At 62.2% G+C, this 13,029-nt stretch carries 13 protein-coding genes; 11 read left to right on the forward strand and 2 right to left on the reverse strand.

The window, feature by feature from the left end:
- Positions 1-28 precede the first annotated feature (28 nt).
- Genes SINAR_RS0107715 through SINAR_RS0107725 form a run of 3 tightly spaced genes read left to right on the forward strand, consistent with a single transcriptional unit; the run spans position 29 to position 2,987 of the window.
- Positions 29-1,165 (forward strand): ABC transporter substrate-binding protein, encoded by a 1,137-nt coding sequence (locus tag SINAR_RS0107715; RefSeq protein WP_027998564.1) that lies wholly within the window; start codon positions 29-31, stop codon positions 1,163-1,165.
- Positions 1,162-2,232: a FecCD family ABC transporter permease gene (locus SINAR_RS0107720; protein WP_033057049.1), complete on the forward strand. Its 1,071-nt coding sequence runs from the start codon at positions 1,162-1,164 to the stop codon at positions 2,230-2,232. Before SINAR_RS0107715 ends, SINAR_RS0107720 begins: the two co-directional genes overlap by 4 nt.
- Positions 2,226-2,987: an ABC transporter ATP-binding protein gene (locus tag SINAR_RS0107725; RefSeq protein WP_027998566.1), complete on the forward strand. Its 762-nt coding sequence runs from the start codon at positions 2,226-2,228 to the stop codon at positions 2,985-2,987. The genes SINAR_RS0107720 and SINAR_RS0107725 overlap by 7 nt, the downstream gene beginning before the upstream one ends.
- A gap of 24 nt (positions 2,988-3,011) precedes the next feature.
- Here SINAR_RS0107725 and rfbC read toward each other — a convergent pair whose 3' ends face one another.
- On the reverse strand, positions 3,012-3,551 hold the full coding sequence (gene rfbC / locus SINAR_RS0107730; RefSeq protein ID WP_027998567.1) for a dTDP-4-dehydrorhamnose 3,5-epimerase: 540 nt from the start codon (positions 3,549-3,551) through the stop codon (positions 3,012-3,014).
- Between the two features lie 141 nt (positions 3,552-3,692).
- Here rfbC and SINAR_RS0107735 point away from each other — a divergent pair, with 141 nt between their 5' ends.
- From SINAR_RS0107735 to SINAR_RS0107745, 3 genes are read left to right on the forward strand one after another with little or no spacing between them, the layout of a single operon-like run.
- Positions 3,693-4,181, forward strand: a complete 489-nt coding sequence (locus tag SINAR_RS0107735; protein WP_027998568.1) for an acyltransferase — start codon at positions 3,693-3,695, stop codon at positions 4,179-4,181.
- A complete protein-coding gene (locus SINAR_RS0107740; RefSeq protein ID WP_027998569.1) occupies positions 4,181-5,023 on the forward strand; it encodes an NAD-dependent epimerase/dehydratase family protein in 843 nt (280 codons plus the stop codon). Before SINAR_RS0107735 ends, SINAR_RS0107740 begins: the two co-directional genes overlap by 1 nt.
- 1 nt (position 5,024) lies before the next feature.
- Positions 5,025-5,801, forward strand: coding sequence for a cephalosporin hydroxylase family protein (locus tag SINAR_RS0107745; protein WP_027998570.1), 777 nt, complete (start codon positions 5,025-5,027; stop codon positions 5,799-5,801).
- Between the two features lie 233 nt (positions 5,802-6,034).
- On the opposite strand, the gene SINAR_RS0107750 is transcribed toward SINAR_RS0107745, so the two are convergent.
- Positions 6,035-6,805, reverse strand: coding sequence for an IclR family transcriptional regulator (locus tag SINAR_RS0107750; protein ID WP_027998571.1), 771 nt, complete (start codon positions 6,803-6,805; stop codon positions 6,035-6,037).
- Between the two features lie 243 nt (positions 6,806-7,048).
- On the opposite strand from SINAR_RS0107750, the gene SINAR_RS0107755 reads away from it, so the two are divergent.
- The 5 genes from SINAR_RS0107755 to SINAR_RS0107775 form a co-directional block, all read left to right on the forward strand.
- Positions 7,049-7,990, forward strand: a complete 942-nt coding sequence (locus SINAR_RS0107755) for an ABC transporter permease (RefSeq protein ID WP_027998572.1) — start codon at positions 7,049-7,051, stop codon at positions 7,988-7,990.
- Positions 7,987-8,868, forward strand: a complete 882-nt coding sequence (locus SINAR_RS0107760; RefSeq protein ID WP_027998573.1) for an ABC transporter permease — start codon at positions 7,987-7,989, stop codon at positions 8,866-8,868. Before SINAR_RS0107755 ends, SINAR_RS0107760 begins: the two co-directional genes overlap by 4 nt.
- Complete coding sequence (locus SINAR_RS0107765; protein ID WP_027998574.1) at positions 8,868-10,640, forward strand: ABC transporter ATP-binding protein; 1,773 nt, start codon at positions 8,868-8,870, stop codon at positions 10,638-10,640. Before SINAR_RS0107760 ends, SINAR_RS0107765 begins: the two co-directional genes overlap by 1 nt.
- A 23-nt stretch (positions 10,641-10,663) precedes the next feature.
- A complete protein-coding gene (locus SINAR_RS0107770; RefSeq protein ID WP_027998575.1) occupies positions 10,664-12,034 on the forward strand; it encodes an MmgE/PrpD family protein in 1,371 nt (456 codons plus the stop codon).
- On the forward strand, positions 12,031-13,029 hold a 999-nt coding region (locus tag SINAR_RS0107775), incomplete at its 3' end, for an ABC transporter substrate-binding protein (RefSeq protein WP_033057144.1). The genes SINAR_RS0107770 and SINAR_RS0107775, both read left to right, overlap by 4 nt.

Raw genomic sequence — 13,029 nt, forward strand, 5'->3', positions numbered from 1 at the left:
CCTCCGATCTTCTGTTCGCGAGGTTCGAATGCGGGTTCTGAAAAACGTCCTTCCTGCGCTTGTCGCTCTCGTTGTGGCCGCTGGGCCTGCGATCGCAGCCGAAGTCACCGACGTTACCGGGCGTAAGATCGAGGTCGAGCTCCCTGCCAGGCGGATCCTGCTCGGGGAGGCGCGTCAGATCCATGTCGCGGCAGCGCTCAAGGGCGAACACGTCTTCGACACCGTCGTCGGTTGGCGCGACGACCTCATCAAGAAGGATCCGGACTCCTATGCCGGTTACGTGGAGCGCTTCCCGGAGATCGATAAGCTCCCCCGGTTCGGCTACATTCCAAGCGGCGATTTCAGCCTCGAAGCGGCGATTGCTCTTAAGCCCGATGTGCTGACGCTCAATCTCGAAGCCGAAGACGCGGTCGAAGAGTCGGGCTTCATCGAGAAGGCGGCCGCCGCCGGCATCGCCGTCGTCTTTCTCGACTTCCGCGTGGACCCGGCGAAGAACAGCGAGAAGTCCGTCGAAATCCTGGGCCAGCTCTTCGGCGCGCAGGCGAGGGCGAGCGAGTTCATAGAGTATCGCCGTGCGCAGATCGCCGTCGTCACCGAGCGCCTGGCCAAGGCCGGCGCGGTCGAGCGGCCCAAGGTCTTCATCGAGCGTTCGCCGGGGATCACTGGCGAAACGGTGTGCTGCCGCACCTTCGGTCCGGCGAATTTCGGCGAAATGGTAGAAAAGGCCGGCGGCCACAATATCGGTTCCGACGTGTTCACGACCACCTTCGGCGATCTCAATCCCGAGCAGCTCGTGGTGGCAAATCCGGATCATGTGATCGTCACCGGCAGCAACTGGTCGGCAGAGTCCGACCTGAACCAGTTCGTGAGCGTCGGACGCGGCGCTGATCCGGCAGCAGCTCGGGAGAGGCTGAATGGCCTGATGCAGCGGCCCGCTTTTACGACGCTCGAGGCGGTGAAGGCGGGCAGGGTGCATGCCGCCTGGCATCAGTTCTACGGAGCGCCCTACGAGTTTGTTCCGATCCAGCAATTCGCCAAATGGTTTCATCCGGATCTTTTTGCGGATATCGATCCGGACCGGACCTTCCGTGAATTTCACCAGAAATTTCTTCCGGTCTCCTACCGGCCGGGCTATTTCGTCTCGCTGAACGACGGAGAGGAATGATGGCCGCAATCGCCGAGGAAATAGCAGGCATCGAGGGGCGCGGGCGTTATCGCGCCCTCGTCTTTCGCCGGCTCGTCATGTTGTCGGCTCTTGTTGTCGCACTGTTTGTCTCGGTCGCCGTCGACATGGCGCTCGGCCCCGCCAATTATCCGCTTTCCGATGTCCTGACGGCGTTGTTCGATGCCGAGACCGCAGGCGACCAGCTTCGCGTCGTGATCTGGGACATACGCATGCCGATCGCCCTGATGGCGGTGACTGTCGGCGCCTCGCTGTCTCTGGCCGGCGCGCAGATGCAGACGATCTTGGCCAATCCGCTGGCGAGCCCTTTCACGCTCGGCATTTCGGCCGCGGCCGGCTTCGGCGCAGCGCTGGGGCTCGTCGCAGGCGTCGCCGTGTTCCCGGTCGCGGTTCAGTACATGGTGCCGGTCAACGCTTTCCTGATGGCGATGGTGGCGGCGCTCTTCATCCATTTCGCGTCCACGATGCGTGGCGTCACCGTCGAGACGATCGTCCTGCTCGGCATCGCGCTCGTCTTCACCTTCAATGCGGCGCTGTCGCTGCTCGAATACCTTGCTTCCGAACAGGCGCTGGCGGCGGTCGTGTTCTGGACCATGGGAAGCCTCACCAAAGCAACCTGGCCGAAGGTCTGGGTTACCGGCGCCGTGCTGCTCATTGCGGTGCCGGTCTTCGCGCGCCGCGCCTGGGCACTGACCGCGCTGCGCCTCGGCGACGACAAGGCGGCAAGTTTCGGCATCAATGTCCGGCGGCTCAGGCTCGAAACGATGCTGACGGTCAGCCTGCTTGCGGCGATCCCGGTTTCCTTCGTCGGCACGATCGGTTTTGTCGGCCTCGTCGGGCCGCATATCGCCCGCATGCTCGTCGGCGAAGACCAGCGCTTCTTCCTGCCCGCCTCCGTGCTTTGCGGCGCTCTGCTGCTCTCCGTCACCTCGGTCGTCAGCAAGATGATCATCCCCGGTGCGGTGCTGCCGATCGGCATCATCACCGCGCTCGTCGGCGTCCCCTTCTTCTTCGTGCTGATCTTCACCAACAGGAAGCGCGCATGGTAAGCCTCGCCCTCAAGGATGTCGGTGCCACCTATGGCCGGCGCGTCGTTCTCTCCGATATCAATACCGGTACTCTGAAAGGCGGGCAGCTAACCGCCGTCATCGGCCCGAACGCGGCCGGAAAGTCGACACTGTTCAAGCGGATCGCCGGGCTTGCCGCCGGTCCCGGCCTCGTCCACCTCTCCGATACGGCAAAGGGGCCGGAAGCGATCTGCTACATGCCGCAGGACACCGGCGCGAATGCCGTCCTGACCGTCTATGAGTCTGTCCTCCTTTCCGCCAAACAGGGCTCGGGCTGGAAGGTGAAGGACGGCGAACTGGCAGAGATCGATCGCGTGCTCGCGGCGCTCAAGATCAATGATCTGGCCTTCCGCGGCCTCGGCGAGCTCTCCGGGGGACAGCGCCAGCTCGTTTCGATCGCACAGGCGCTCGTGCGCAAGCCGGAGATCCTGCTGATGGACGAGCCGACTTCGGCGCTCGACCTTTTCCGCCAGATCGAGGTGCTCGGCTTCATGAAGCGCCTCGCCGCTCAATCCGGCATGGCGGTGCTGATTGCACTGCATGACCTGAATCATGCGCTTCGCTATTGCGAAGATACCATCGTGATCAGCGGCGGCTCGGTCGTCGCAAGCGGCGCGACGCACACGGTCGTCACTGCCGACATGCTGAAATCCGTCTACCGCGTCGAGGCGCGGGTCGAGGCCTGCTCCCGCGGCCGGCCCGTCGTCATCGTCGACGATTCCATAGCACTCGGGTGAAGCACCGCCGCTCCGGATCCGTCCTCAAGCGGAGATGGGGGCGAAGGCGCGATCGCGCTCCGACATCTGGGTCACTTCGAGCGGCCAGGCAATGGCAAGCCGCGGATCGAGCGGATTGAGCCCGCCTTCCGCTTCCGGCGCGTAGGCTTTGTCGTGCAGGTAGACGAGTTCGCAATTCTCGCTCAGCGTCTGGAAGCCGTGGGCGAACCCGCCGGGGATCATCATCGAGCGGGCATTCTCGGCGCTCAGGATCTCACCATGCCATTGCAGATACGTGGGTGAATCAGGCCGGATATCGACTGCGACGTCGAATACCGCGCCCGCCAGGCACGAAACGAACTTCGCCTCATCGTGGGGCGGCCGCTGGAAGTGCAGGCCGCGGATCGTACCCTTCGCTCGCGTCAGGGTGTGGTTGATCTGCGCGATCGCTCCGTCGATGCCGAAGTCGCGCAATTCGTCGCGGCAGAAGAAGCGTGAAAAGAAGCCGCGTTCGTCGCCGGCTTGCTTTCGCTCTATGACCGCAAGGCCGGCGAGAGGCGTAGGGAGACGATTGAAGCGCGGCATGAATTCCTCGAGACAGCATTTTCCGACCGATGCTTCTTGCACGATCCGGCGTTGACGCGGCAAGCACTAACTGGAAAAGAGGGAACTGAGGCAGTCCTCAGGTGCCGGTGAAATCCGGGCGTTGGAAATATCGGAGTCATCATGATCGAGGTGCACCCCTCGGCTAAGATCAGCCCGCTCTGCGACATCGAGGATTCCGTGCGTGGGACGCGGATCGTCGTCGCGGAAGCATCGGTCATCGACAGCTTCGTCAAGATCAAACCGGCGGGCGGTGCCGGCGATCTCACGGTCGGCCGGTTCTGCTATATCAACAGCGGCTGCGTCTTCTATACCGGCAATGGCATAAGCATCGCCGACAATGTGCTGATCGCCGCCAATTGCACCTTCGCTCCGGTCAATCACGCCTACCGCGAGCGGGATAAGCTGATCCGGGAACAGGGTTTCCTGCCGAGCCGCGGCGGCATTGTCATCGAGGACGATGTCTGGATCGGGGCGAACTCGGTGATCCTGGACGGCGCCCTGTTGCGCAAGGGCTGTGTCATTGCTGCCGGATCCATCGTGCGCGGCGAGGTCGAAGCCTATACCATATGGGGCGGAAACCCGCTCAGGCGCCTGGGGACAAGGTCGTGATGTTCACGGTTTTCGGGGGATCCGGCTTCATCGGAAGCAATCTCGTCCGCCGATTGCGCGCTCGCGGTGCCGAGGTGCATGTTCCCTCCCGCGGCGACGTGCCTGCGGCCGGTCAGGATCTCGGCCATGTCATCTATGCCATCGGGCTTACGGCCGATTTCCGGACCCGGCCGTTCGATACGATCGAAGCGCATGTCTCGCTCGCAGCCAGGCTCCTGCGCGAGAATGCGTTTTCATCCTTCCTCTATCTCTCGTCCACCAGGGTCTACGCCGGCAGCGAGGACACGCGCGAGGATGCCCGGCTCTCGGCCACGCCTCTCGATCCTTCGGATCTCTACAATCTCTCCAAATTGACGGGGGAGGCGATCTGTCTCGCCTCCGGCCGCAAGACGGTGCGGGTCGCCCGGCTGTCGAATGTCGTCGGACCTGGCGAGGCGAAGTCGGACACGTTCCTCGGCGCGCTGTGCCGCGAGGCGGGCAACGGCCAGATTCAGCTTCGGACCGCACTTGCTTCGAGCAAGGACTATATATGGATCGACGACGCCGTGGACGTCCTCCTGCGGATCGCACAGGAAGGCCGCCATTCCGTCTACAACGTCGCAAGCGGCCGTCAGACGAGCCACGCGGAGTGGTGCGCCGCCATCCAGTCCCGGGCGAAGTGCTCCGTTGCGGTGGATGAGGATGCGCCGACCGTCTCATTCGCGCCGATCTCAACCGATCGGATTAAGGACGAATTCGCTTTTGCCGCAGCACCTGTGCTAGAGCGCATCGCAGAAATCCTGGGCGAGGGAGAATCGGAATCCGGTTCCCACCCGCGGCCAACCACAAGAAGCAGGATCTGACATGGACCCTATCGAACAATTCCGCAGCGAGCGGGCGGCCGCTATCGACGGCTACGGCTGCGACGGCGATTTCCAGGCGCTCTCGAACCAATGGCGCGAAGCTTCGATGGCGAAGCGCTACGTTTATAACTTCGACTGGCTCGGGCGCCCGATCATCCAGTATCCGCAGGATATGGTGGCGATGCAGGAGATGATCTGGGCGACACGGCCGGATCTGGTGATCGAGACGGGCATCGCCCATGGCGGCTCGCTGATTATGAGCGCCTCGCTGCTCGCAATGCTCGACATGTGCGACGCGATCGAGGCGGGCGTTTCCTTCGACCCCAGCCGGTCCAGGCGCAAGGTCATCGGCATCGACATCGACATCCGCGCCCACAACCGCGCGGCGATCGAAAGTCATCCGATGGCGAGCCGCATCCAGATGTTCCAGGGATCGTCCATCGACCCGGACATCGTGGCGCAGGTGCGTGAGGCCTCGGTCGGCTACAAGCGGGTCATGCTATGCCTCGATTCCATGCATACCCACGCGCATGTGCTTGCCGAACTCGAGGCCTATGCGCCGCTCGTGACGGCCGGCTGCTACTGCGTGGTCTTCGATACGCTGGTCGAGGAGATGCCCGCGGGCTTCTTCGACGACCGCCCCTGGGACGTCGGCGACAATCCGAAGACGGCGGTGCATGCGTATTTGAAGTCCCATCCTGAATTCGAGATCGACCGGTCGGTTCAGAACAAATTGATGGTGACCGTTGCGCCGGATGGGTTTTTGAGGAGGCTTTGAAAGTCGGATCGGGGCCGAGGAGTCCTCGGGACATGAGGAGCCTTGGAAGAACTGAAAGGGGCCCGCCCGCGATCGCGGTGGTCCCCTTTTGTTAGGAGCGCTCGCAGCGTAACCTCCTTCAGGCAACCCGGCCCGGGCGGGCGAGCGTCGGATCGACTCGGTTACAGCGCCGCGCGTCCTGTCAGATGTGCAAAGATCGCTATAACGCTTTGATCTGCGGCATGTTTTTGCCCTTACGAATGCAGCAGCGTAGCGCCGAGGCATTCCCGCAGGTTCTCTACTATCTCCGCGATCCAGGCATCATTCATCAACTCGAGCGGCGCGTTGAACGAAACGGCAACATTCACTTCGTATTGGCTACGGCGTGGGATCGGCAAGCCGATGCCACCTTCGCCGGGCAAATAATACCCCATATTGACCGCATAGCCGCGACAGCGCGCCTGGCTCACGAGTTCTGCTACGACGCCGGAATCAACGTGTCGCAGCGATGGGTGAGTTGTGTAACGCTCTGAATTGGCGGCGATAATCTGGGCCGCGTTCTCCTCTGGCAACATCGAGAGCAGGGCCACGCTTCCTGCGGCTACGCCCATGGGCACGCGCGCGCCCACGCCCATCGTGAACTGCCTCCGCGTCGAGCGGCTGACCATTTCGGCGCAAACGGCATCGACCCCTGCCTGCACCATCAGATAAATCGTGAACCCGGTGCGCCGGGCGAATTCAGTCATGCCGGGTCGGATCAGTTGGATTTGGGATTCCAGCCGCTCCTGTCGTTTGGCCAGCATCTCTATTGCCGGACCCAGACGGTAGTGGCCGTAGCGCCCTGCGGCCTCGGCGAAACCCTTCTGCAGCAGCGCGGCAATGCTCCGGTGAGCGGCCGATTTCGCGCAACCCGTTCTCCGTGCGATTTCGGCCAAGCTCAGTCCTTCCGACCCGGCGTCTCCGAGAACAATCAGTATCTCCAGCGCCCTCTCCGCGTTGAGAGAGGAAGCGACGTTGCTCGACATGATGCCACCTTTTCCTTTTGTTCTTATAATCGGAACATTATTCTCAAATCTGTCTCGATTAAAGGAATTTGTTGACAGGCTTGGCGAAAGCCAGCATCGTGCCCGCAAGGAAACGGAGTTTTCCGGACAGGTGAGGAGGCTGTCGTTCACCGGTTTCCTGTGCCCGATACGGCGCAGGCGTCGGCTGGATATGCTTTTGTCAGGCGCCTCCATCCAGTCCGGGGTCTGACGAAGGGCGAGTGGATGCTGCCATTTCTGATCAAGCGCCTCGGGTTTGCTGTCCTGACCCTGTTTAGCGTGCTTACCTTGGTTTTTCTGATCGTGAGGGTCCTGCCCGGAGACCCGGCGCTGGTCATTCTTGGAGATCAGGCAAGCCCCGCCAGCATCGCGGCTCTGCATGCGCGGCTTGGCCTCGACCAGCCCGTGCTCGTGCAATACGGCCAGTTCCTCCTGCAAGCGGTACAAGGCGATCTCGGCAAGTCAATGGTGACCGGGCGTCCGGTCTCGGAAGAAATACTCACGGTCTTGCCGTACACCATGGAACTGACAATCGCCGCGCTTGCGCTCGGGGTGCTGTTGGGCGTCCCCGCCGGCGTCTGGGCTGCCGTAAAGCGCAATCGCCTCCCGGATTATTTTTTGCGGTTCGTCTCACTGCTGGGCCTTTCGTTGCCGGCCTTCGTCGCGGCAATCGTGCTGCTGATGGTCTTTGCCATCCAGTTCCGCTGGTTTCCCGTCATCAGCGCAGGCACGGGCGAAACAATAGGCGACCGGCTTCGGCAAATGGCTCTGCCTACGCTGGCGCTCGCGCTGATCATGATGGCTTACATCACGCGCGTGACCCGCTCAGCCATGCTGGAGGTGCTCAACCAGGATTTCGTGCGCACTGCGCGCGCCAAGGGCGCCAGCCCCGCCGCTGTCGTGTGGAAGCATGCCCTCGGGAACTGCATGATTCCCATCACCACGGTCGTTGGGCTCTATCTCGGCATTTTGATCGGCAATTCGGTTCTGACCGAGATCGTGTTCTCGCGGCCCGGCTTGGGCAAGCTGATCCTGACTGCGCTGACGCAGCGGGACTACACGCTGCTTCAGGGCATGATTGTCGTCTACACGCTGATGGTCGTCGTCGTGAACCTGCTGACCGACCTGACCTATGGCTTTCTTGATCCGAGGGTTCAGTACAAATGACCGACGCCACCGTCACGCCCTCGCAACCGATCAAGCGCAGAAGCGCGTTTCGCGATTTTGCCGCACAATTGAACGCCTCGACATGGATCGGCATAGCCATTGTGGTAGCGCTGGTTCTCGCCGCATTCTTCGCGCCGCAACTGGCGACGCACGATCCTGCACGTCAGAACATCATGAACCAGTTGGCCGAGCCAGGCTCACAGTTCTGGCTGGGCGCAGACCAGTTCGGTCGAGACATCTGGTCGCGGATCGTCTACGGCGCCCGTTATTCGCTCACCATCGGCTTCTTCGCCATTCTGACTGCGCTGGTGGTCGGCACGCTGATCGGCATGATCGCCGGTTATGTCGGCGGCCGCATCGACATCATCTTCATGCAGATCATGGATGTGGTGCTGGCCTTCCCCTCGCTCATTCTCGGCCTCGCGCTCGTTGCGTTGATGGGCGCCACGCTGACCAACATCGTCATCGCAATCGCATTCACGGCGACACCGGCCTTCGCTCGCATCGCCCGGGCCGGCGTCATCACACAGCGTGACCGCGAGTATGTGCAGGCATGTCGGGCGATGGGGTTCTCAGGACCGAGAATACTCTTCAGGCACATCATGCCGGCGATCTTGCCGGAGGTGATGGTCATGGCTTCGCTGTGGATGGCCACTGCCGTACGCACCGAAGCCTCCTTAGCGTTCATTGGGTTGGGGCTGGCGCCGCCCACCCCGACCTGGGGCGGGATGGTGCGCGACGGTTTCGACAACATCCTGAGTTCCTTCCATCTCGCGCTCGTCCCCAGCGTAGCGATTCTGCTTCTGGTCCTTGCATTCAACCTGATCGGTGACGGCCTGCGCGACGCTATCGACCCCCGCCTGAAGGATGCCTCGTGATGGAGAAGAACCCTGTCGTCTCGGTACGTCATCTCAGCGTTTCCTTCGGCCGCACGACGGTCGTTCACGATCTCAATTTCGAGATCGCCGCAGGGAGCACTCTGGCGCTGGTGGGAGAATCCGGTTCCGGAAAATCCGTGACTTCGCTTGCGATAATGCGGCTTTTGCCCGAGCGCGTCGCACGAGCAGAAGGGTCGATCATACTTGATAACCGTGACCTTCTGACACTGACCGAACCGGAAATGCGTCGGGTGCGCGGCGGGCGGATCAGCATGATCTTTCAGGAGCCGATGACGTCGCTGAACCCGGTCCAGCGCGTGGGCGACCAGTTGGCCGAGGTAATCCGCATTCATAAGGGGCTCAGCGGCAATGCGCTGAAGGAAGCCGTACTGGACATGCTGCGGAAGGTGCGCATCCCCGACCCGGAAGCGCGGATGCACCAATATCCACACACCTTCTCCGGCGGAATGCGGCAGCGGGTGATGATCGCCATGGCTCTGTCTTGCGATCCGGCGCTGATCATCGCCGACGAGCCAACTACGGCACTTGATGTGACGGTTCAGGCCCAGACACTGGCCCTGTTGAAAGACCTCCAGCGCGAGACAGGCGCTGCGGTCCTGTTCATCACGCACGACATGGGTGTTGTGGCCGAGTTGGCCGACAACGTGCTGGTCATGCGTCGGGGCCGCGAAATCGAGAGCGGAACTGTCCATGAAGTCTTTTCCAACCCGAAAGACGCCTATACCCGCAGTTTGATAGAGGCCGCTCCCAGTCTCGTGGGAAAACTCAGCGAGTTCAGCGTTCCTGCTCGGCCGGTGGAGGGCGTGCCGGCGTCGTTCACCCGCGAAACGCCTGTGCTCGAGGTAAACGACCTCACCGTGCGCTTTCCGGTCCGCAGCGGTTTCTTCGGCCGTCTGACCGGTATGGTGCATGCGGTCGAACGTGCATCCCTGGCCATAACGAAGGGCAAGACGCTTGGTCTGGTGGGGGAATCGGGCTCCGGCAAATCGACGATCGGCAAGGCAATCATAAACCTAGCTCCGATCGCTTCCGGCGATGTCCGGGTTTCTGGACGGCGGGTGGACTATGACGACCCGCAGAGCCTCGCGCGAATGCGGCGCGATGTGCAGATGATATTCCAGGATCCCTATGGTTCGCTGGATGCCCGGCAGACAATCGGCTCTGCAATTATCGAGCCTATGCAAGTCCATGGGCTCGCCAAAGGCGCCGAAGCCTTCGAGAAGATGCAATGGCTGTTGGAGCGGGTCGGCCTGGATCCAGCGCGCGCCTCGAGCCTGCCGCACGAGTTTTCGGGCGGCCAGCGACAGCGAATCTGCATCGCGCGCGCTCTGGCGATGTCGCCGAAGCTCATCATAGCCGACGAAGCGGTCTCGGCGCTCGATGTGGCGATCAAAGCTCAGATCATCGACTTGATGATCGATCTGCAGAAGGAATTTGGCGTCTCCTATCTGTTCATCAGCCACGATATGGCCGCGGTGGAGCGGATCTGCGATCGCGTGGCCGTCATGTATTTCGGGGAGATCGTCGAGATCGGCAAGACCGAGGACGTCGTCGGCCGACCGGGGCACGAATATACCAGGCGCTTGCTGGCGGCCATCCCGATCACCCACCCTGACCAGCGCGGCCGGCGTTCTCCACAGGGCGTGGACGTTACCCAGCCGCGCAGTCCCATCAAGCCTCTCCGGTACCAGGCGCCGGCCCCGCTCTGGAGCATGGCCTCCGATGGGCACTTCATCCGCAGCGCAACCTGACCCACCCAGAAGGACTCATCGACTTGCACACGATCGAAGAGCTTGCAGCCTTTGTCGCCGGCTGTTCTGCGGCAGATATACAGGAACAGGCGCGTGAAGCTGCTTCACTTCTCCTGGCCGACCTGTTGGCTGCGACGGCCGCTGGTTTGCACTCACCGCTTGCGGCGGCGGCACGTGCAGCCGCGGTCGATCTATACGGACCCGGATCGGCCACAATCTGGCTGACCGACATCAGTCTGTCGCCCGCCGGAGCGGCCATGGCTAATGCCGCGGCGGCGAGTGCTCTTGACATCGACGACGGTCACCGCGGTGCTGCCGGTCATGCCGGAGCGGGCGTTATTCCCGCGGCTCTGGCCGTGGGGCAGGCGCTTGGCTCGAGCGACGAGCAGATCATAAGCGCAATCGTACTTGGCTATGATGTCGCCCTGCGTGTGGCCTCGTCTCGTCCGACCTCGACCATCGATACCTACAGCAGTGGCCGCTGGGTGGGCTACGGAGCTGCTGCCGCGGCCGGGCGCCTGCTGGGCTTGACCGCCGAGCAGCTTGCAAATGCGATGGCCATTGCAGGCGCCGAGGGGCCCATAGGTTTCCCGACGGGCAGTTCAAAGTATCAAGGCACCACGGTGAAGGAAGTAATTCCCCCAGCCGTAACGGCGGGCCTGACTGGTGCCTATCGCGCGCGCGCCGGAGCGACCGGGCCGCTCGACCTTCTGGACAGGTCCTCGCATTTCGACCGCGAAATCGTGACCGGCGGACTCGGACAAAGCTGGTGGCTGCAGCAGTGTTACCTCAAACCCTATGCTTGCTGCCGGTACATGCACGCTGCGATCGACGCTGTTCTGCAGTTGCGCCAGCCCGGCAGGACAATACGCAGTTTTCGAATAGAGACGTTCCCGCAAGGGCTGAAGCTCTCGAATTCGCGGGCGCCGAAGACGCTCGAAGCCGGGCAGTACAGCTTTTATTTCAGCTGCGCCCTGGCTGCCCTGTACGGACCATCGGCCCTTCAGCCTGTCGATGCGGCCCGATTGACCGATCCGGACGTGCTTGATCTCGCCGGCCGCATCGAGCTGGTCGCGCATGAGGATTTCGCGGAGTCTTTCCCCAAAAGGACGCCCTGCCGCGTGATCATCGATCAGGGTGACGGTCCGCAGACCGCCACAGTCCTTCATCCGCTGGGCGACGTTGCCAACCCCATGTCACGCGATCAGGTGGCGGAGAAATTCCGCAAGATCGGCGCCGTGAGCATCGATTCCGTTTGGCTGAACGACATTCTCCCGGCGCTCGACGGGATACTGGACCATGGTTTCGGGCCGCTTTTCTCTGCGCTGAACCCCCGTCGCCAGTCCGATCCGATTAAAGGAAACATCATGCTCATCAAGGAGGTAGCGCAATGATGCATTTTAGGTTCCCGAGAGCATTGGCTTTGGCTGCGATCTTGGCTGGCGGCGCGCTTGCTCCGCTGCCGGCGGTCGCCGCGAAGACGGAGCTCACGCTCGGCGCCGCAGCTGCAGACATCGGCAATCTCGATCCGCATTATTCGGCGAGCACCACTGACCGCACGCTGGTGGCCTGGATCTTTGGCGGCCTGGTCCGCTTCGCTCCCGGCACAACCGACCCCGCCCGGATCGAGCCCGACCTGGCCGAGAGTTGGGAATCCAGCCCGGATAAGCTGGTTTGGACCTTCAAACTGCGCAAGGGGGTGCAATTTCATCACAATTATGGCGAAGTGACCGCCGAGGACGTCGTATTCAGCCTGCAGAAAGCGGCGGATCCCGAACGTTCGGCATTCGCCACTGACTACGCCTCCTTCGACAAGATCGAGGCTGTTGATCCCTATACCGTGCGCATCACGCTGAAGAACGCCATTCCAAGCGTGCTGGGCCCATTGGCGAACTATGCCGGCGGCTTCATCATCAGCAAGAAGGCCTACGAAGAACGCGGTGAGAGCTTCTCTCGCAGTCCGGTAGGATTCGGGCCCTTTCAACTCGATTCGATCGAGCCTGGCGTAGCCGTGCACTTCACGGCCCATAAGGACTATTTCCGCGGGGCTCCGAAGTTGACGAAGGTAACGTATCGCTTCCTCAATGCCGCGGCTGCCCGGGACCTAGCCTTCCTTGCCGGTGAAGTCGACGCGGCCACCGGACTTGCCGATCCGAACTGGCTGAAGCGCACCCTGGCGGTCGATGGAACCACCGTGGACATCTTCGACCCAGCCGAACTTACCGTGCTGCACATCAATACCAAGAATGCGCCGTTCGACGACATTCGGGTACGCCGCGCCCTGGCCTATGCCATGGATCCCAGCCGTATCGCCGAATACCGCGGCACCGAATTCACCCGGGTCGGAAAGTCGGTCATTCCGTCGAACAATCTCGGTTACACCGAGGAC

Origin of the sequence: Sinorhizobium arboris LMG 14919 (genome assembly GCF_000427465.1) — a bacterium.
Taxonomy (GTDB): domain Bacteria; phylum Pseudomonadota; class Alphaproteobacteria; order Rhizobiales; family Rhizobiaceae; genus Sinorhizobium; species Sinorhizobium arboris.

Coding starts and splice junctions, on each gene's coding strand:
- SINAR_RS0107715 (WP_027998564.1), top strand. CDS start 29: ATGCGGGTTCTGAAAAACGTCCTTCCTGCGCTTGTCGCTCTCGTTGTG.
- SINAR_RS0107720 (WP_033057049.1), top strand. CDS start 1,162: ATGATGGCCGCAATCGCCGAGGAAATAGCAGGCATCGAGGGGCGCGGG.
- SINAR_RS0107725 (WP_027998566.1), top strand. CDS start 2,226: ATGGTAAGCCTCGCCCTCAAGGATGTCGGTGCCACCTATGGCCGGCGC.
- rfbC (WP_027998567.1), bottom strand. CDS start 3,551: ATGCCGCGCTTCAATCGTCTCCCTACGCCTCTCGCCGGCCTTGCGGTC.
- SINAR_RS0107735 (WP_027998568.1), top strand. CDS start 3,693: ATGATCGAGGTGCACCCCTCGGCTAAGATCAGCCCGCTCTGCGACATC.
- SINAR_RS0107740 (WP_027998569.1), top strand. CDS start 4,181: ATGTTCACGGTTTTCGGGGGATCCGGCTTCATCGGAAGCAATCTCGTC.
- SINAR_RS0107745 (WP_027998570.1), top strand. CDS start 5,025: ATGGACCCTATCGAACAATTCCGCAGCGAGCGGGCGGCCGCTATCGAC.
- SINAR_RS0107750 (WP_027998571.1), bottom strand. CDS start 6,805: ATGTCGAGCAACGTCGCTTCCTCTCTCAACGCGGAGAGGGCGCTGGAG.
- SINAR_RS0107755 (WP_027998572.1), top strand. CDS start 7,049: ATGCTGCCATTTCTGATCAAGCGCCTCGGGTTTGCTGTCCTGACCCTG.
- SINAR_RS0107760 (WP_027998573.1), top strand. CDS start 7,987: ATGACCGACGCCACCGTCACGCCCTCGCAACCGATCAAGCGCAGAAGC.
- SINAR_RS0107765 (WP_027998574.1), top strand. CDS start 8,868: ATGGAGAAGAACCCTGTCGTCTCGGTACGTCATCTCAGCGTTTCCTTC.